The organism is Thalassospira tepidiphila MCCC 1A03514, assembly GCF_001662875.1.
GTDB classification, from domain to species: Bacteria; Pseudomonadota; Alphaproteobacteria; order Rhodospirillales; family Thalassospiraceae; genus Thalassospira; species Thalassospira tepidiphila.
On record NZ_JPVZ01000007.1, the window covers coordinates 76479 to 94868 of the forward strand.

The window sequence follows — 18390 nt, forward strand, 5'->3', positions numbered from 1 at the left end:
ATGTGCAGATGACCCGTCACGTGTTTGCAGGTCGAAGGCGGGAAACTGCCCAAAACAATAAAATCATTCTATCATGATCAGGGGTGCGCGCATTGAGGCCGATCAATCGGCATCCGCTGCCAGAATAAATTCTGGCGTGATTTTCATTGCCCCGGCCAACCCCGCCGGGATATTGCTAGGCAATGCCCGCAAACAGACATCTGCCGTGCCAAGCTGAGTATTGAAAACATATGAGTTCCCGATTTCCCGCCCTGCCAATTGATGCCGTCCTGCCAGAGCTTGTCTCTGCGCTTGATCTGGGCACCAATGCCGTGCTGCAGGCGCCACCGGGTGCAGGCAAGACGACCAAGGTGCCCTTGGCGTTGCTTGATTGCGCCTGGCGCGGGGATCAGAAGATCATCATGTTGGAGCCCCGTCGTCTGGCCGCGCGTGCCAGTGCGCGGCGCATGGCGCAGTTACTCGGCGAGGCGGTTGGCGGGCGTGTGGGTTATCGCGTCCGGTTTGACAGCAAGATTTCCAAGGACACCAAGATCGAGGTCGTGACCGAGGGCATTCTGGTCCGCATGATTCAGGATGACCCGGAACTTTCCGGCATTGCCGCCGTGCTGTTTGATGAATTTCACGAACGATCATTGGATGCCGATCTTGGCTTGGCCCTTGCCCTTGAAACGCAGGGAGCACTTCGTGATGATCTGCGCCTTGTGGTCATGTCCGCCACCCTTGATGGTGAACCGATTGCGCGACTGATGGGCGATTGCCCGGTGATCACATCCGAAGGCCGCGCCTATCCGGTTGAAACGAAATACTTGGCCCCCAAGCCCGATAAATGGGGCAATGTCCGCATTGATGTGGAAATGACCGGCGCGATCAAAACGGCCCTTCGCGAGGAAAGCGGATCGATCCTGGCCTTCCTGCCGGGGCAGGGCGAAATCACCCGGGTTGAAGGCGCGCTTAAGGATGCGGTGGGAAGTGATGTCATCATAGCCCCGCTTTATGGCGCGATGGATGCCAAGGCACAGGATATCGCGATCCAGCCCGCCCCGGACGGCAAGCGCAAGGTCGTTCTGGCCACCGCGATTGCCGAAACGTCACTGACCATTGATGGCATCCGGGTGGTGGTCGATAGCGGCCTGCAACGCCTGCCAAGGTTTGATCCGGCATCGGGCATGACGCGGCTGGTCACGGTCAAATCATCACAAGCCAGTGCCGAGCAACGCCGCGGCCGCGCCGGGCGACTGGAACCGGGCGTGTGTTATCGCCTGTGGCCGGAAAATGAACAGCGTGCGCGTGCGCCCTTTACCGCGCCCGAAATATCTGATGCCGATCTGGCACCGCTGACGCTGGAGCTGGCGCGTTGGGGTGTTCCCGACCCCGAAACGCTGCCGTGGCTCGATGTGCCCGATCGCGCCAAGATCGATCAGGCACGCGATGTCTTGCGCGGCCTTGAAGCACTTGATGGCGAAAACCGCATTACGCCGATGGGCACTGCCATGGCCGGATTGCCGGTCCATCCGCGGTTGGCGCATATGATGTTGCGCGGCGCGCAGCTTGGCCTTGATGATGTCGCCTGTGCGCTGGCGGCGTTGTTGTCTGATCGTGATTTCATGCGCGGGCGCGGGGCGGATTTGCGCATTCGGGTGGAGGCGATCATCAAGGGCCGGGCGCCCAAAATGATATCGGAGGCCGCCAAGCAACTTGCCCGCCGATTGCGCGATGCTGTCAAGCACGGCGGATTGGCAAAACCCGATACCGCGCGCGTGGATCAGGCCGATGAGGTTGGCTTGCTTTTGGCCTTTGCCTATCCCGACCGGATCGGGGAGCGGCGCAAGGGGGCGGACGCGCGCTATCGCCTGTCGGGCGGGCGCGGCGGTGTTTTGCCCAATGAAGATAGCTTGGCGTCGGAGCCCTATATCGCGGTGGCCGAACTCGACGGGCAGGCGCGCGAGGCCAAGATTTACCTTGCAGCCCCGGTGGCGCGCGCCACCCTTGAGACCCGTTTTGCTGATCAGATTTCCGAGGGCACGGAAGTCTTCTGGGACGCGCAAAGCGATGCGGTTGCCGCCCGCTGGCAACGCCGGATTGGCGCACTGGTGTTGGATGAAAAAGCCACCCATGACGAAGCCGATCCCGATGCGATTACAGCGGCCATGATCGAGGGTATCCGCAAGCTCGGCCTGCATTGCCTGCCATGGGACAAGGCATCAGAAGGCTTGCGCGCAAGGCTGGCCTTTCTTCATCGGGTGGAGGGCGATGTCTGGCCCGATGTTTCGGATGACGGCCTTCTGGGATCACTCGAAGACTGGATCGCACCCTATCTCGGCGGCATTACCAAACGAGGCCAGCTTAAACAGATCAATCTGTCTGAGGCGCTGCTTGCCGGGATTGACTGGAACCAGCGACAGGAAATGGATCGCTTGGCCCCCACCCATTGGCAGGTCCCCACGGGTTCAAACATCCGCATTGATTATCGCGGTGCAACACCCGCTTTGCCGGTGCGCATGCAGGAAATGTTTGGTGCCACCGAAACGCCAAAGGTGGCGAATGGCAAGGTCGCGGTGACGCTTCATCTGCTATCCCCCGCGCAACGCCCCATTCAGGTGACAAGTGACCTGATCGGGTTCTGGAACGGGTCCTATGCGCAGGTGAAGGCCGAGATGAAGGGACGCTATCCCAAACATTACTGGCCCGACGATCCCCTGATCGCCGAGCCAACGCGTCGGGTCAAAAGCCGGATGTAGGGTGAGCGCGCTTAGGCCGCTTCAAGAATGCAAAGCTTGCAGGAATAGCCTTCTTTTTGGTGATAGGGGGCCTCGCGGATTTCACGGATTTTGGCGATGCCGTCTTGTTCCATCTGCTCAAGATGCTCGGCATAGCCGTCTTTGTCCCAGACCTTTTCATGAACCGTGATAACAGCCGGTGCGCCGGGCTTGATCACGCGCACGAGTTCATTCATAGCACTCGGGCCGACATGGCCGGATGTAAACACGCCGACACTAATGACACCGTCGTAAGCATCATCCTTGATATCAAGCTTTTGGGTCAGGTCGGCGGTTTCAAGTGCGTCGTAAACGCCCTTTTGGCGCGCCTTTTTCAGCATGTCAGCACTCAGGTCGACGCCATCAATCGTGGGTTCGCACTGTTCATGCAATTCCTTGCCAACCAGTCCGGTGCCACACCCGGCATCAAGAACCCGGTCCGACGAACTGATTTCAGATGCCAGCGTTTCGGCAGCAATCGCCGGGGCGACATAGCCCATGCCAATCAGGGTGTCATCGTCATAGCTTTCGGCCCAATCGGCATATACCGCGCGAATATCATCGCGGTCCCCGGCCAGGGCATAGGCGCGCGTCAAAAGTGGGTTTTCGGTCCCCATAAGCTTGCTCTCCATCTGTCCTGAATGGGGCAAGTGTACATGATATCAATATGTTATTCAAATCGCCCGCGGTTTTGGCCGTTCTTCGCACGGTTCGTGATGATTAGCCGGGGTAGCTGATCTCAAGGATTTCAAGCTCATCCTCGCCCGAGGGGGTGCGAACGGTGACGACATCGCCGACACCCGATTTCATCAGGGCGCGGGCCACAGGCGAAATCCAGCTGATCTTGCCATTGAGGCTGTCTGCCTCGTCCTCGCCAACAATACGGATGGTTTTTTCTTCGTCGCGGGCATTCACATACGTGACCGTTGCGCCAAAGAATATGTGGGCATGATCGGGCTGTTCTTCGGTGCGGACGACGACGGCGTCTTCGATCCGCTTGCGCAGGTATCGCACACGGCGGTCAATCTCGCGTAGGCGCTTTTTGCCATAGATGTAATCCCCGTTTTCCGAACGGTCGCCATTGCCCGCTGCCCAATGGACAACGGCCACGACTTCCGGCCGTTCCTTTTTCCAAAGGTGGTCGAGTTCGGACTTAAGGGCGTCTAGCCCTTCGGGGGTGATGTAAATCGGTCTGTCCATTCGCGGGTTTTAACGCAAGGCCGTGTCGCGGGAAAGAGGCGATTTCGACATCGTAATCGTAGATGCAGCCATATATCGATTATCGATTTGAGAGGAATGGTCGCCGGTCTCAAACTTTATCCATTGTTTAAATGTCCCTGGTGCCACCGCACCCCGATCATTGTTTGCAAAGGTGACTGAAATGGAAAAGTCCTCCTCGTTTGATCTCGCCACGATGGACCGTCGACACTTGTTCAAACTTTCGTTGTTCGCCGGTCTGGCGGGCATGTTACCAGGCTTTCCGGCCATGGCGCAGGAAGCAGGTGACATCGTTGATCCGCCGGTTTCGTCGAATCCGGTGCCGGTTGTCGATGCCCGGTTCCCGTCTGAGATCGCGCCCGGTGTTTTCATCCTGCCGGACAAGCGGATCACGCTCGTGCCCAATGTCGGGATCATTGTCGGGCGCGATAGTGTCCTTGTCGTTGACTGCGGGTTGGGTATTGAAAGTGCCGAGAATGTTCTTGATGTCGCGCGGCGGTTGGCGCCGGGCCGCAAGATCATTCTGACAGTGACCCATGCCCATCCCGAACACGGCTTTGGTGCACAGGTTTTCAGTGCGGATGCGCGCATATATTACAACAGTGCACAGCGCGATCATCTTGCGCGACGTGGCGATATTCTTCTGGACGGTTTTCGCAACGGGGTTCTGCCACCCGAGCAGACCCATCTTCTCGATGGTGTGGTTCTGACAGGGCCGCATGAGACGTATGACGGTGCAACGGCAAGGATTGATCTTGGCGATCGAGTGGTTGACATGCGGACATGGGGAACGGCGCATACCCCGGGTGACCAGATCATTCATCTGCCAGACGAGGGGATCGTTTTTGCCGGTGATTTGCTGGAGGAGCGCATGTTTCCAATCGTTCCGTTCTTCCCGCCGATGATCGAGGCCGAGGAAATCGATATCGCCCGCTGGGAGACGGTTCTGCGCGATATCATCAGCCTTGCACCCAACATAATTGTGCCCGGCCATGGCAATCTTGCCGGTACTGAATTGCCCGAGGCGGTTCTGGCCTATTTCGCCGATGTCAGACAGCGTGTGCAAAATGCCACCGGCGATCCCGCCGCACTGGAACAGCAAATCCGTCGGCACTATGCCACCTGGGAAAATCCGCATTTTGTCGCGCCGACCCTGCGCTATTTCATGCAGGCGGGCTGATCGGCCGTCACTTTATATTCCGATCGTTATGACAGGGGACCTGTGCATTCACGCCAGGTCCCTTTTTGTCAGCCATCCAGCGACAGATCCGCGATGAAATCACGCAGCCAGCGTTGGGCGGGGTGTACGTCATTGCGGCGATGCCAGGACATGTAAAAAACGACCGGCTCAAGTTCCAAAGGAAGCGGCCGGATCGCAAGCGCGTCGGCCTGACCCGATGCCGGTATGACGCCAGCCATCAGGGTTGCGATCAGATCAGAACGCGCAATCATAAGCGGGGCGGCGTACAGGGTCGGCAGGGTTACGGCAAGGCGGCGTTTATGTCCCATCTTCGCCAGTGCGGCATCGACCAGACCAAAGCGGTCATTTTCCGGTGATACCAGCAAATGCGATAGCGACAAAAACGCCGGAAGATCCAGCGGTGTCTTGGTTGCCGGATGGTCACGGCGCAGAACACAAACGAAGTTTTCCGAAAAAAGTGGCTGGTTCAGAATGCGTCCCGTTGCTGTCGGCGGCACGCCAATCGTCAGGTCGGCCTCGCCCGCATCAAGCAGCGCAATGGCATCGTCGCGCGCCGTAAAATTCCCGACCCTAAGCGTGATGCCCGGTGCCTTCTGGCGCAGGGCTTCAAATAGGACAGGCAGGACCTTGAAGGTCGGATGATCGGAGGCCGCGATGGAAAACGTCGCGGTGGATGTCGTCGGATCGAAGGTCTGGGTAAAATCAAGTGTGCGCTGAATTTCGGCCAGCGCATGACCAAGTGGTTCTGCAAGTTCAAGGGCACGCGGGGTGGCCTGCAGGCCAGAAGGACTGCGGATGAAAAGTTCATCATTGAGCAATCCGCGCAACCGAGACAGCGCTGCACTCATGGCCGGTTGTGTGCGGCCAATGCGAATGCCCGCACCTGTGACGCTGCGCTCTTTCATCAGCGCATCGAAAGCCACCAGCAGATTAAGGTCGATGCCATGTAAATCCATCAGGTGGATGTTACTGCATAATTTATATTGATTTCAAGTATGCTGAAGGAGCCGATAGCATTGCCCGATATTCAACAATCCTGAATGGGTAATCAAAATGACAGATCAACTTAATACACCGGTGATTTCCGGGGTGTCTGCCCCGGACCGCAAAGCGGTCGAGGCACTTTATCGCGCCTTTACAGAAGGTGTGGACTTTCTCGACGAGGCGGTGACCAGCGACTGGCAGGATATTCCGCTTGCGCCCGGGCAGGAGCCGGGACGCGATGGCATGAAGCCATTGATCACGGCGTTTCAGGCTGCATTCTCAGACTTGAACATCATCATCCATGAGATGATTGGTGGGCCGGGCCGGGTTGCAGTGCGGGCTGAAATCACAGGCACGCATTCAGGCGAATGGTTCGGGATTGCTGCGAGCGGACGGGAATTTCGCATGCCGATCCACGAATTCCACTATGTCGAAAATGGCAAGGTGACCCATACCTGGCATCTTGAGGACTGGTTTGGTTGGCTGCATCAAGTGGGCGCATTGCCTGCCGCCGATCAGGGGGATGCACGATGAAAGCGATCAGACTTGATAGCTACAATAGGGCACCGGTAATCGGCGATATTGCCACACCTGATATCGGTCCGGATGACGTCCTTGTCCGGGTCAGTGCAGCCGCATTGAACCCGCTGGATATCAAGTTGCAAAGCGGTGTCCTGCATGAATATTTCCCGCTGGAATTCGGATATACGGCGGGAACGGATCTTTCCGGAACGATTGAAGAAGTCGGGGCAAATGTGACGAACTGGCGCAGGGGGGATAAGGTTATCGCCCGACTGGATCCGGTTGCGGGCGGTGCTTTTGCCGAGTTTGCCTGTGTTCCGGCGCATTATCTTGTGAAGGTGCCGGACGGTATGGCGTTTGAACTTGCGGCGGGAATCCCGACCGCAGCGGGCACAGCCTGGCAAGCCTTGTTTGAGATGGGCAATCTTGATGTCGGGCAGACGGTTCTGATCCATGCCGGTGCGGGCGGCGTCGGCAGTTTCGCCATTCAGTTCGCCCGTGCTGCCGGGGCGCGCGTGATTGCAACCGCATCGGGTGACGGAATTGATATTGTCCGAATACTGGGCGCGGATCAGGTGATCGATTATCGCCACACCGACTTTGCCGAAACGCTTGCGGATATCGATCTGGTGATTGATACGATTGGCGGAGAGACACAGCAAAAATCGTTCGGCGTCTTGCGAAGGGGCGGCAAGTTGCTATCGCTTGTTGCACCGCCTGACGAGGTATTGGCAAATGCCCACAATATCGATGCGCAATTTGTGTTTCATATGTCTGACACGGATCGCCTGGCACGGGTCGTTTCGGCACTGCACGAGAACAATGTGCGTATTCTGATCGACCAGACTGTGCCGTTTGATGCCTTCGCACAAGCCTTTGCGCGACAATCATCGGGCCGGGCACGCGGCAAGATCATTGTCACGATGGCCTGATCACAGTGTTTCAATGAAAAGCGGGCCGTGACGCCAAATTGTGCGTCACGGCCCGTTTGTATTGCGGTACTGCTTTGCTTTGTGAAGGCAAAGTTTGGTCTTGTCGGTTATCCTCTGGCCGCGACCCGAAGTTCGCGATCGTCAATCGGCATATGGACGATGGCGGCAAAGACGCCGAGTGCCACCGATGCCCACCAGACCGCATCGAAATTACCGGTCAGGTCATAGACAATGCCACCCATCCAGGCGCCAAAGAACGCGCCGATCTGATGAGACAGCATGACAATGCCAAACAAGGTTGCCATGTAACGCGGCCCGAAGACCTGTGCGATCAGGCCACTGGTCAGCGGCACGGTCGAAAGCCAAAGTGCGCCCATCGATGCCGAAAACAGCAAGATGGTTTCAGATGTTTTGGGTGCGAAGATAAAGATCACGATGACCAGCGCACGCATGCCGTAAATAAACGACAGGCCATATTTCTTGCGCCATTTGCCACCGGCCCAGCCGGCCGTAAGCGTTCCGACAATGTTAAACAGACCGATCAATGCCAGACCTTCGGCCGCGACAGAACGGGGCAAGCCGCACAGTTCTGTAAAGGTTGGAAGGTGGGTGGCGATCACCGCGATGTGGAAACCGCAGACAAAGAAACCGGCATTGAGCAGTGCGAAACCGCGATGTTTGCGGGCCTCGTGAAACGCGGCGGCCAAGCCCTGCGGACCCAGATCGGGGGGGGCGGTCGGGCTGTTGCCTTCGGCCTTGCCGGTCATGGCAAAGGCGGCCGGGATGATCAGCATCGAAATGGCTGCGAGGATAACAAGCGCCGATACGTAACCAAGCGAGCTGTTGAGCGCCTGGGTGGTTGGAGCCATTACCAACTGACCAACTGAACCACCAGCGGACGCCAGACCCAGTGCGAAGCTTCGTTTTTCGTTGCTGAAAACACGGCTGATGGCGGCAAGCACCACCGGAAAACTCGTGATGCCAACACCGGTACCGATCAGGAAACCTGCGGTGAGGTAGAGCTCGCCGGGGAACGCGGATGTCCCCATCAGATAAAGCCCAAGCGCATAAACGATGCCACCGCCAATCAGTGTCCGGGCCGTGCCAAAACGGTCCGCAATGGCACCGGCGATCGGGGCGGATATGCCCCACATCAGGTTTTGAATGGCAAAGGCCAGACCAAAGGTGGCAGCGTTCCAGCCGGTGTCATTGAGCATATCGGGGATAAACAGGCCAAGTGACTGACGCACACCAAGGTTTAACGACAACACAAGGCAGCCCGAAAGTAGAACCAGCCACGGGAACCATTTTTTTGCCCGCATGATGGTCATGCGTGTGGGGCTGTGGGGCGGACTTTGGGGCGAGCTTTGAGTGGGGCTCATAGGCGTTCCTCCGAGAGGGATTATTGTTTGGTGGCGATATTGAACGCGGTGGCGCTATGCGTCCAATTCATTCGGATTATGATGCTGATAACATTTCTGCATGGGGGTTATCGGATGCTTTGCCCGCATTAATCACCAGTTCGCCAACCTTGTCGATAATATCGTCAAGATCAGAGCTTGATGCGCGACGGATCAGGGTGATGGCCATGCCCCAGTTCATGCCGGGAATATCCAGGATCTTGATCCGCTTTGCGGCTGGGCTGTGCTGGCAAAACCGCCGCGCCATGATCCCGTAACCGGCCCCGGCGGCGACCATTTCGATCTGCAATTCAAGGGCGGATACCTCAAGCACGGAGGTGAATTCGACCCCGTTTTTATGCGCCCATGCATTGCCAAGCGCACGGAAGGTGCATCCTTCGGGCATCAGGATCATCGGGTGTTTGGCAAGTTCTGTGATGGTGGTCGGATGGGGACGGGATGATTTCGGGCCGATGGCAACGATTTCATCATCCAGCAGGGTTTGCGGTGACAAGCTTGCCGGCAGATCGCGGCTTTGCACCCCGCCAACAATGCCATTAGGCCCGTCAAGCGACAGCATGGCATCAATTTCGCCCCGACGCAGAAGCGGAAGAAGTTCGGCCGACCAGCCGCTTTTGATCGAAAGCGACATATCCGGGAAGGCCTGATGCAGGGAACGGAGTTCTTGGGCGGCCAAAAGCGGGGCGGCCCCGTGGCTTACGCCGAGGCGAAACGGGCCCTGGCGTTTGGTGTTGCCGAGAACCGAGTCACTGAAACCTTCAAGGCGGCGCAACAGATCGCGTGCCTCGGTAAGCGCCCGGTGCCCGGCGATGGTTGGTTGCAGGGGCTTGGTGGCCCGGTCAAACAGGCTTTTGCCAATGCGTTCTTCAAGGCGCTGAATACGGCGGGTGACGGCAGGCTGGGTCAGGCCAAGGCGATCTGCCGCACCGTGAAAGGATTGCGCGTCTGCAACGGCGATAAGGGTTTCAAGCTCGCGGGTGTCCATGGGGCTATCCTGATCCGTTCGGGATCAGGGAAGTGTCCGGGATAATTCATGGTCATGCAAGAAATCTATTGTAGCGTCACAATTGATGCGTTTCATGCATTGGCGGGGGATGCGCCAAGGTCCTGATCGCGTTTTCTTTTTGCCTTGAATGCCGTGGCCGCCGCGGTATAGCCGCCTTCGCCGCCATCAAGAAAATGGAAATGCGCATCACTTGTGATGGAGGGCACGATGCAGGTCATGATCGCGCTGCGTTGGCGATGGGTGCCAAAATGAATGTCACCTTGCAGTTCTGCCGCATGCAAAAGGGCTTCGACTTCCTCAGCACGGGTCAAACTGCAATTCACCGTCATCCAAAGCCCATCACCGAACTTGCGAAAGTCGGTGTTATAGCCGGTGTAATCGCGATAGCGCCTTGGATCAAACGCGCCCAGTTTCCAGCCGGTTTTCATCAGGATGGCTGCGATCAGCGCGATATAAAGCGCCTTGAGCCATGCTTTGATATAACCGCCTTCCTTGTGTTTGGTGGCCTCTGCCTCAAGATGCATGCCGGGCGGCGGGAAGGCGACACCGGGCCCGTTTTCGGGGATCGGGCTGCTTTTGCGCGGGCTGTCATCGAGAATGGCAAACAGGGTGCGGACCGTTTCATCAAAACGGTCCGGGTGGTCGCGCGGGGCAACAATGAGTGACAAGATAACATCAGAGTCCTCGGCACGGATGGGTGACCAGCGGCAAGACAATCCGGTTAAATCCGGGCGGGTGCCCGGTGGTGCCGGCGTAATCAGGTTATGGCCCTGTTTCATTTGGTCTTCGGCCCATTGCAGGCCGCGCCCGTTGAACATGGCATAGGAAACCGGCTTGGACACTGCATAGCGGGCAACACGCACATTACGACCGGTGGCACGGATGTCGCCAATCCGAACCAGCCCGACCCGCAATTCAAGATCGAGTGTTTCACGGGCCCATGTGGCTGTGGCGGCCATCGCATCGCGCACGCCGTCAATCTGATCCGGGGGGCATGCGAAACTTGCGCCATCACCGCCAAACAGAAACGGAAAATCGGAATGGCCAAGCACATTACTGACCGCGCAGATCACCGACGCACCGACCATGTTGACGTCCTTGTATCGACCGGCTTCGACCGCCTTGGTCGATCCAATGACGTCGGATGTGCCAACCCACCAGTCATCTGGCAGGGCATGATACACCGTGCCATCAAGGACCTTTCCGAAGTCGTCAAAGGTCGGTATGTCGAGATAAAGGTTGGTCAAATCGATCTTTCATTGGCAGGCGCGATTGCCAGAAACCAGCAAACCCTGCGTGCCATCAATAGTGCGGCGGTGGTGCGTCGTCTTCGGGTGCTGTACGCAGGAAATCGATCATGCGTTTAACATCAGACGACATTAATTTGTTCTGACGTTCAAGCAGATCGATGCGATCCCACTGCTTTTTGATCATGTCAGACAGGTCGGTGACGACGGTTTCCATGTGGGCAAGCTGTATTTCAAGCTCGGTTATGCGGGTGTCGGTTTCTTCGTGGCTCATTCCGGTATCTTCTGCAAATGTGTTCAGTTGGCTGTGTATGCCGTGACTTGCGGTACGCGCATGCCTGTGGCACCACTGCGCGGCACGGACCCTAACATATCTGGATGGTTGATGACTGATTTATCCGTACTGGCCCTTGTCGGCATTATTTTGGCGCTGATTGCGGGATATGCAATCCGCCTAAAGGCCGTTCCGATGCCTACATCGGCCAAGGCAGCCGACGAAATCATCGCCTATATCCCGGGTGATACCAAGGCGGTGACGGATTTTGGATCTGGATGGGGGGATCTGGCACTGGCGATTGCGCGTTCGAGGCCGGAGGTCAAAGTAACCGGTATCGAGCTTTCGCCAATCCCCTATGCCATCAGCCGGATGCGGGCGGTTTTGGCTGCACGGCCCAACCTTGATTTCATCCGGGGCGATTTTAAAACCCTTGATCGTGATCCGGGCGACGTTGTTGTGTGTTTTCTTGACCCAAGGGTGATGGGCGATGTTGGCGATGTGCTGGATCAGCGCATGGCAAATGGCGGCATTTTGATATCACGCGCCTTTGCCATTTCCGGCTGGCAGGCGTTTGGCGAGGTGCCGATGAAAACCGGATCAGACCACATTTATCTGTATCGTATCGGCAGTCACAAGCCGGGCATTGTTGCCTGATCAGCCGTGAGGCTTAGTTGCCATGTCCGCAACAGCCACCGTCCGCATCGCGCCCATGCAACTGAATCGGCGGGCAGGGGACGGTGCCGTAAGAACAGAAAACGCAGCAATCACCGGCCTTGGGGCGCAGAACTTCGCCGCATCCCTTGCAGTCATAAAAATACTGACAGGCATCGGTCGGCATGGTTTCGGTTTCGACATGCCCGCATTCGGGGCAGGTCAGAACCGAGACCAGTTCGACATGATTGGCATCAGTCTTCTTCATAGACTTTGATCAATGCTGAATGATCAAGGTCGCCATGACCCATGTCGATCAATTCGTCATAAAGTTCCATGGCAAGACGGGTGATGGGCAGTTCGACCCCCAGTTCGCCTTCGGAAAATTCAAGCGCCTGGAACAGGTCCTTGCGCTGGGTGACGACCTTGCCGCCCGGTTCGAAATTGCGTTCGATCATGCGTTCGCCGTGCTTTTGCAAGATGGCGGAATCGGCAAAGCCACCGGTCAGGGCAGATCGCAGCTTATCAAGATCGACACCGGCTTCATCGGCCATGGAAAAGGCTTCGGCAACGGCACCGATGGTGATGCCGACAATCATCTGATTGGCCGCCTTGGCAATCTGGCCGGAACTGACATCGCCCACATGGGTGACGCGCGACCCAAGGACGTCAAACACCCGATGGGCACGTTCGAAATCTTCGGGCGATGCACCGACCATGATGGAAAGTGTGCCGTTCTCAGCCCCGTGGGTGCCACCGGAAACCGGGGCATCAATCCATGTGCCGCCAGCTTCTTCGACCACATCGGCAAAGCGCCGTGTGGCTTCGACCGAGGTTGTGCCCATGTCGATGACGATGGTGCCTTCTTCGAGGCCGTCAATAATGCCTTCTTCGCCCAGAAGGACATTTTCAAGTGCGGGCGTGTTGGCAACACAAATGATGACGATATCGGCCTCGGCCGCGGCATCGGCCGGGGTGCCGGCCGTTGCAATGCCAAGGTCTTCGAAGGCATTGAGGGTTTCGGGGTTACGGGTATTGACGGTCAGGACTGCACCGGCCTTTTCAAGATTGAGCGCCATCGGACGCCCCATCAATCCAAGTCCGATAAAGGCGATGTTTTCCCCGGAAAGAGCGGTCATGACGGCGATCCCTTTGTGTGACGGTAGCGATATCTGAATTGGCGACGCAAAAACGGTCCGCGCCCATTGGCCCGAAACCGGAAAGTTTTGTTGGCTGGGTCCTGACCCATTGTGGATGACCAAGAGCAGCAGTTTCAGGGCGTAACGCCCAAAATGCGCTTTGTGTTCCACAAATTCGATCAGACAGGCCCAACACAAAGTTGGAATGCTGAATTAACCGTTTTTCACTCAACAAGGCCGTGCTGGCAAGGTGCCGCAGCCGTCGTTGCAAACATCAAAAATCACCGGGCCGGACATAGCGCGCTGCCATGGCGCGTTCGATGGCCGATCCGACCAACCGGTCAATATCAAGCCGGTGGCGAAGCAATTCAAGAATGCGGAGTTCTTCCTGGCTGATTTCGCTGTCGGACAGGACGATTTCACAGGCGAAGACATACGCGGTTTCGCGCAGTTTGCGCGGCAGGGCATCGCGGATCATATCCAGCGTGCGGTCCATGCCGTCTTCTTCGCCCAGCAGTTTGGCGCAATCGCGCGCAACACTGGTGACGCCATCATTGTCAAATCCGGCAAAAATCGGAAGATAACGGACCCGGCGGCCCATCGCGGAAAGTTCGGCGTCGGTGATATCGTTATCGGCGGCCGATACCATAACCATTGTGTAGATCAAGGCGTCCTGATGCGAAATCACGTTGGTTACTCCTTATCGAGGATGGTTCCCTGAAACGCTTTTATCCGGACTTTGACGTTGGGATCCGGACAGTGTGAAAACCACCGAGCCGAGCGATGGTATGCCGATAAACTTCCACGGGCAACAGTTAACCGATGAATTTTCAAGGATTTTAAGGATTACGTAGTGAAATCGCGTTCATTCTGTCGGCACCGGTCGCGCGGGCGTTGAAAGCCGTGAAAAAGGCGGCATGCGCGACCAAAAGAACAAAAAATGAAGCCGCTACAAAAATACAAGCAAAATGATTGGGGTTGGTGGCTCTCGTCGGGGAAAATTTGGCTTTGCACTGCATGGGGTAGCAGTTATGGTCGCGCAGCGACAACAAACATGACGAATAAAGCCGCTATGGGAGACATCAACGCAATCGATTCCGTCGGTATGTTGACGGCGTTGATCAGCCACCTGTGTTTGCCGTCTGGAGCATATGATCCAGACGAAGGACGATTGCTCGTAAATTCAGCATGGCGCGAAGCCTATGACGAGAGTGTCCAGGTCGGCGAATGGGTTTCTCCGGACGCGGTTGAAGGTCTGTCGAAACCGCTGGCCGAACTTTCCGGACGGCTTCTTGATATTGGCGGCTACCATTATATCGAATGCGGGTTCCGGGACTCTGCATGTGTGTTGTTCGGCTGGAAGCTGAGCATCGGTCGGCGCACCTATATCCGCTTTACAACCATTGAAGCCACCGTTTCATCGGGCATCGGATCGTTGATTTCACCGCAACCGGTGTTGCTGGTGGAAACCAACGGTCGCCTGCGCAGCACCAATTGCGCAGCAGAGCAGCTTGCCCTTGAAATGGGCATGGCATCGCCGCTTGATCTGATGCATCCAAGCGACCAGCGCCCGCTGGTCAGTGACGAAGGTCCGCAATTTGACACCGACAGTCCGCGCACCGTCCATTACGGGCAGCGGTTCTTCCAGTGGCAATATATCACGCTGGAAAATTCGGGCTGTCTGGTGCTGTTTGGTCAGGAACGCACGCGCGAGGAAAGCTATCGCCGTGCCCTTGAACATGCGGTGCATGGTATTATCGAGCTGAATGCTGAAGGCACGATTACCAATGTGAACGAAGAAACCGCGTCACTGTTCAATTATGATTCCGTACGCGAAGTGACCCAGGCCTATTTTCGCCATCCCGAAACCTTTTATGCCAGCGACAGCGACCGCATTCAGCTGCGTCGTGATCTTGCATCCGGCAAGGGGGTTCAGGCCCGCGATATTGAAATGCGCCGAGCCGATGGCAGCCAGATCTGGGTGCGCGTGAATGCCACCGAAATTCGTGGCGAAGGCGGTATGCTGCTGGGTTATAGCGTTACCATCACCGACATTACCAAGAACCGTCAGGCGGAATATGACCTGCGTCGGCGTCAGGAACGCTATCGCGCCTTGGTTCAGACGGCGGGAAGCGTCATCCTGTTCCTCGATGCCGAGGGGCGCATTCTGGAATATAACCGCGAATGCGAATGGACTTTCGGCTATTCCTGGATGGAAGCCGCGGGCCAGAACTTCTTTGACTTCTTGTTGGTCGAGGAGGATCGCGCACGGGTCCGCACCGCAGTGCGCCGTTTGCTGTCGGGCGAAATCATCAAGGACGAGGTCCTGTCATTCAAGCGCCGCGACGGTGAAATCCGCCTGTTGCAGTGGAATGCACGCGCGCATTTCGGCGAAGATGGCGATGTTGCCGGTGTGATCTGCATCGGTCAGGACGTGACCGAAAAACTGTCGGTCGAACGGGCACTCCGCCATGCCGAAGAAAAATTCCGCGGCATTTTCGAAAATTCGGCAGAAGGCCTGTTTCAAAGCATCCCGCTTGGCCCGATCCTGTCGGCCAATCCGGCCTTTGCATCCATTCTGGGCTATGACGCGGTCGAAAGCCTGATCGCCAAGGAACATGACTGGGCGTTTCATTATCTGAACCCGGTCAATCGGTTGCGGTTTATCGGCCGGTTGTTGCGCGACGGGATTGTGCAGGGCTTTGAAACCGAGATGCGCCGCGAAGACGGCAAAATCATCTGGGTCGAGGAAAATGCCCGTCTTGTCCGCGACGAGAAGGGCCGTCCGACCCTTATTGACGGATCGATCACTGATATTACTGATCGCAAACGCAGCGAAGCGCGCATTCAGTTCCTTGCCCATCATGACGGGCTGACCGGGCTTCCGAACCGGACCCTGTTCCAGGAACGGTTGGCAGCCGCAGTCGCGCGCAGCAAACGCGAACGCTGCCACTTTGTCCTGATGATGTTTGATCTTGATAACTTCAAGGACATCAACGACACGCTTGGCCATCCGATTGGCGATCTTCTTTTGCAGGGGGTGGGCGAACGTATGCGGGTTTGCCTGCGCAACGAGGATGTGGTCGCGCGTCTTGGCGGTGATGAATTCGCAGTTCTGATCCACGAGCCGGGCTCGGTCGAGGAAGTGACCTTTGTCGCCCAGCGCCTGATCGAACGCATTTCCGAACGTTTCATGCTGGATGGCAATGAAGTGCAGGCATCGACCTCGGTCGGGATTTGCATGTATCCGCAGGATGGTCGCGATGAAAAGGACCTGCTACGCAATGCGGATCTGGCGCTTTATTGTTCCAAGGCCGAGGGGCGCAATCGCTATCACTTCTTTGAACCGAAACTTCAGGTCGAGGTTCAGGAACGCAAGGCGATGGAACGCGATCTGAGCCATGCGATTGAAAATGACGAGCTGGAGCTGTTCTATCAGCCGATCATTGATATCGTCGGTCATCGCATCATCGGCATGGAAGCACTGGTGCGCTGGTTCAGCCCGTCACGCGGCCAGGTCAGCCCGGTTGATTTTATCCCGGTGGCTGAACGCATGGGCATCATTGCCGATATCGGCAAATGGGTGCTGAAACGTGCCTGCGAACAGACCAAGGCATGGCGCGATGCCGGCTATGGCCAATTGACCATATCGGTCAATCTTTCGCCGCTTGAACTGGCCCGTCACGAAGACCTGATTGAAAGTGTCGGCGAAGTGCTTTCGCGCACGGAACTTGATCCCCATCAGTTGCAGTTCGAGGTGACCGAGGGGGCCGTGATGGACAATCCGCGCGAAGCCGCCATCACGCTTGGTATCCTGCGAAATCAGGGCATTCGCATTGCGATTGATGATTTCGGGACGGGGTATTCGTCGCTGGCCTATCTCAAACGCTTCCCGGTGGACAAGATCAAGATCGACCGGTCCTTCATCATTGATATCGACAGTTCTGATGGCAATGCCGCGATTGTGCGCGCGGTTGTGTTCCTGGCGCGATCATTTGGCATGGCGGTCAATGTCGAAGGCATTGAAACCGAAACCCAGCTTGAACATATCGCGTCCGAGGGTGTCGATGAAGTTCAGGGCTTCTATTTCAGCAAGCCGATCAGTGCCAGCGATATGGAAAGTCTGCTTAAGGCCAACCTGACCTCGCCCGCCCGTTTCCCGGTTGCCCAACCCAGTTCATAATCAGCATTAGTGTTGGTCCAAAAGAAAACGCACCGGAACGGTATCCCGGTGCGTTTGTTGTTTGATGATCGTGACGGCCAGTTATGCCGCGGATTGCTGTTGCGGGTCGCCTGCGACCTTGCACAGCTTGTCGCGATCGATCCGCATGGTCGATGGCATGCGCGGGTTTCGGGTGATTGCGCCCTCACGCCTCAGATTGGCGATCATGCGACTAGCCGTTTCGGTCGTGGTCGCAACGATATTGCCAAGCTTTTCACGGTTGGGCAGCGATACCAGATCATTGTGGGCAGACCACAACAGGAACCGGCAAATCCGGCGCATGGCCGATCCGGTGCCAAAACTGATCTTAAGCTGCTGACCATCCATGACCTCGCTTGCCAGAAGAGATGTCACAGCCGATTGCGTGCGGGCATCGTTTTGCTGGGCAAGACGGATCCGCTGGATCGGGATGCGTTTGATTACCGAGGGTGCGATGGTTTCAATCACAAGCGACGGGTCGGTCACCGCCAGCATTTCAAGGCCGATCGGATCGCCAGGGCGATAAACCCGGCAGACCTGCCTTTCCCCCTGTTCAGTGTATTTGCAGCGCAGTGCTAACCCGGACTGCACAATGTAAACATATGTGTGGTCCTGGCTGTGATGTCCGATGCTGGCATCGGATGGCAAAGTCAAAACGGCGGGTTCGGCAAGTTTTTCCAATACAAGCAAGGCGTCGTCTTTGTTCATGGGGATCTCCCATTGGCAACCTTACAGATACGCGGCAATGCCGTCGCGTATCGACACCAGTCTGTGAACCGGGATGTCCCGGAAGTCGCCGGCTTTACCGGCTGGCATGGGATGATGATCGGATAGA

Annotated in this window: 17 protein-coding genes; 6 read left to right on the forward strand and 11 right to left on the reverse strand. The window is 56.9% G+C overall.

All coding sequences use genetic code 11. The features are described 5' to 3' along the window. Nucleotides 1-230 precede the first annotated feature (230 nt). Nucleotides 231-2738: an ATP-dependent helicase HrpB gene (gene hrpB, locus TH4_RS15085; protein ID WP_064781766.1), complete on the forward strand. Its 2508-nt coding sequence runs from the start codon at nucleotides 231-233 to the stop codon at nucleotides 2736-2738. 11 nt (nucleotides 2739-2749) lie between these two features. Here hrpB and TH4_RS15090 read toward each other — a convergent pair whose 3' ends face one another. Together TH4_RS15090 and greB are read right to left on the reverse strand one after the other, a co-directional pair. Further along, entirely contained in the window at nucleotides 2750-3373 is a 624-nt protein-coding gene (locus tag TH4_RS15090; RefSeq protein ID WP_064781876.1) for a class I SAM-dependent DNA methyltransferase, read from the reverse strand. A 103-nt stretch (nucleotides 3374-3476) separates the two neighbouring features. Beyond that, complete coding sequence (greB, locus tag TH4_RS15095; RefSeq protein ID WP_064781767.1) at nucleotides 3477-3956, reverse strand: transcription elongation factor GreB; 480 nt, start codon at nucleotides 3954-3956, stop codon at nucleotides 3477-3479. Between the two features lie 181 nt (nucleotides 3957-4137). Between greB and TH4_RS15100 the strand changes: the two genes are divergently transcribed. Then, nucleotides 4138-5154: an MBL fold metallo-hydrolase gene (locus TH4_RS15100; RefSeq protein ID WP_209272235.1), complete on the forward strand. Its 1017-nt coding sequence runs from the start codon at nucleotides 4138-4140 to the stop codon at nucleotides 5152-5154. 68 nt (nucleotides 5155-5222) lie between these two features. On the opposite strand, the gene TH4_RS15105 is transcribed toward TH4_RS15100, so the two are convergent. Next, complete coding sequence (locus TH4_RS15105) at nucleotides 5223-6131, reverse strand: LysR family transcriptional regulator (RefSeq protein WP_083997129.1); 909 nt, start codon at nucleotides 6129-6131, stop codon at nucleotides 5223-5225. Between the two features lie 97 nt (nucleotides 6132-6228). Here TH4_RS15105 and TH4_RS15110 point away from each other — a divergent pair, with 97 nt between their 5' ends. Beyond that, nucleotides 6229-6693 (forward strand): ester cyclase, encoded by a 465-nt coding sequence (locus tag TH4_RS15110; protein WP_064781769.1) that lies wholly within the window; start codon nucleotides 6229-6231, stop codon nucleotides 6691-6693. Then, nucleotides 6690-7613: an NADP-dependent oxidoreductase gene (locus tag TH4_RS15115; protein WP_064781770.1), complete on the forward strand. Its 924-nt coding sequence runs from the start codon at nucleotides 6690-6692 to the stop codon at nucleotides 7611-7613. Before TH4_RS15110 ends, TH4_RS15115 begins: the two co-directional genes overlap by 4 nt. A gap of 107 nt (nucleotides 7614-7720) precedes the next feature. Here TH4_RS15115 and TH4_RS15120 read toward each other — a convergent pair whose 3' ends face one another. From TH4_RS15120 to TH4_RS15135, 4 genes are all read right to left on the reverse strand, one after another. Further along, the gene (locus TH4_RS15120; RefSeq protein WP_245227922.1) at nucleotides 7721-8995 is read right to left on the reverse strand and encodes an MFS transporter; all 1275 of its coding nucleotides are present in this window, start codon (nucleotides 8993-8995) and stop codon (nucleotides 7721-7723) included. 76 nt (nucleotides 8996-9071) lie between these two features. Beyond that, nucleotides 9072-10019, reverse strand: a complete 948-nt coding sequence (locus TH4_RS15125) for a LysR family transcriptional regulator (RefSeq protein ID WP_064781772.1) — start codon at nucleotides 10017-10019, stop codon at nucleotides 9072-9074. Nucleotides 10020-10111: 92 nt separating this feature from the next. Continuing rightward, on the reverse strand, nucleotides 10112-11287 hold the full coding sequence (locus TH4_RS15130; protein ID WP_064781773.1) for a DUF3095 domain-containing protein: 1176 nt from the start codon (nucleotides 11285-11287) through the stop codon (nucleotides 10112-10114). A gap of 55 nt (nucleotides 11288-11342) precedes the next feature. Then, nucleotides 11343-11561 (reverse strand): SlyX family protein, encoded by a 219-nt coding sequence (locus TH4_RS15135; protein ID WP_008890264.1) that lies wholly within the window; start codon nucleotides 11559-11561, stop codon nucleotides 11343-11345. A 111-nt stretch (nucleotides 11562-11672) separates the two neighbouring features. Here TH4_RS15135 and TH4_RS15140 point away from each other — a divergent pair, with 111 nt between their 5' ends. Beyond that, on the forward strand, nucleotides 11673-12218 hold the full coding sequence (locus tag TH4_RS15140) for a class I SAM-dependent methyltransferase (RefSeq protein ID WP_064781774.1): 546 nt from the start codon (nucleotides 11673-11675) through the stop codon (nucleotides 12216-12218). Nucleotides 12219-12231: 13 nt separating this feature from the next. Here the strand turns inward: TH4_RS15140 and TH4_RS15145 are convergent, their stop codons facing one another. The 3 genes from TH4_RS15145 to TH4_RS15155 form a co-directional block, all read right to left on the reverse strand. Continuing rightward, nucleotides 12232-12483, reverse strand: coding sequence for a GDCCVxC domain-containing (seleno)protein (locus TH4_RS15145; RefSeq protein WP_064781775.1), 252 nt, complete (start codon nucleotides 12481-12483; stop codon nucleotides 12232-12234). Beyond that, a complete protein-coding gene (locus tag TH4_RS15150; protein WP_063087726.1) occupies nucleotides 12470-13354 on the reverse strand; it encodes an NAD(P)-dependent oxidoreductase in 885 nt (294 codons plus the stop codon). The genes TH4_RS15145 and TH4_RS15150 overlap by 14 nt, the downstream gene beginning before the upstream one ends. 274 nt (nucleotides 13355-13628) lie before the next feature. Beyond that, nucleotides 13629-14042, reverse strand: coding sequence for a tellurite resistance TerB family protein (locus TH4_RS15155; protein ID WP_008890260.1), 414 nt, complete (start codon nucleotides 14040-14042; stop codon nucleotides 13629-13631). A gap of 483 nt (nucleotides 14043-14525) precedes the next feature. On the opposite strand from TH4_RS15155, the gene TH4_RS15160 reads away from it, so the two are divergent. Then, entirely contained in the window at nucleotides 14526-17537 is a 3012-nt protein-coding gene (locus tag TH4_RS15160) for a sensor domain-containing protein (protein WP_245227926.1), read from the forward strand. Between the two features lie 81 nt (nucleotides 17538-17618). Here TH4_RS15160 and TH4_RS15165 read toward each other — a convergent pair whose 3' ends face one another. Continuing rightward, nucleotides 17619-18263 (reverse strand): Crp/Fnr family transcriptional regulator, encoded by a 645-nt coding sequence (locus tag TH4_RS15165; RefSeq protein WP_008890258.1) that lies wholly within the window; start codon nucleotides 18261-18263, stop codon nucleotides 17619-17621. Nucleotides 18264-18390 lie beyond the last annotated feature (127 nt).

Coding starts and splice junctions, on each gene's coding strand:
- hrpB (WP_064781766.1), top strand. CDS start 231: ATGAGTTCCCGATTTCCCGCCCTGCCAATTGATGCCGTCCTGCCAGAG.
- TH4_RS15090 (WP_064781876.1), bottom strand. CDS start 3,373: ATGGGGACCGAAAACCCACTTTTGACGCGCGCCTATGCCCTGGCCGGG.
- greB (WP_064781767.1), bottom strand. CDS start 3,956: ATGGACAGACCGATTTACATCACCCCCGAAGGGCTAGACGCCCTTAAG.
- TH4_RS15100 (WP_209272235.1), top strand. CDS start 4,138: ATGGAAAAGTCCTCCTCGTTTGATCTCGCCACGATGGACCGTCGACAC.
- TH4_RS15105 (WP_083997129.1), bottom strand. CDS start 6,131: ATGGATTTACATGGCATCGACCTTAATCTGCTGGTGGCTTTCGATGCG.
- TH4_RS15110 (WP_064781769.1), top strand. CDS start 6,229: ATGACAGATCAACTTAATACACCGGTGATTTCCGGGGTGTCTGCCCCG.
- TH4_RS15115 (WP_064781770.1), top strand. CDS start 6,690: ATGAAAGCGATCAGACTTGATAGCTACAATAGGGCACCGGTAATCGGC.
- TH4_RS15120 (WP_245227922.1), bottom strand. CDS start 8,995: ATGAGCCCCACTCAAAGCTCGCCCCAAAGTCCGCCCCACAGCCCCACA.
- TH4_RS15125 (WP_064781772.1), bottom strand. CDS start 10,019: ATGGACACCCGCGAGCTTGAAACCCTTATCGCCGTTGCAGACGCGCAA.
- TH4_RS15135 (WP_008890264.1), bottom strand. CDS start 11,561: ATGAGCCACGAAGAAACCGACACCCGCATAACCGAGCTTGAAATACAG.
- TH4_RS15140 (WP_064781774.1), top strand. CDS start 11,673: ATGACTGATTTATCCGTACTGGCCCTTGTCGGCATTATTTTGGCGCTG.
- TH4_RS15145 (WP_064781775.1), bottom strand. CDS start 12,483: ATGAAGAAGACTGATGCCAATCATGTCGAACTGGTCTCGGTTCTGACC.
- TH4_RS15150 (WP_063087726.1), bottom strand. CDS start 13,354: ATGACCGCTCTTTCCGGGGAAAACATCGCCTTTATCGGACTTGGATTG.
- TH4_RS15165 (WP_008890258.1), bottom strand. CDS start 18,263: ATGAACAAAGACGACGCCTTGCTTGTATTGGAAAAACTTGCCGAACCC.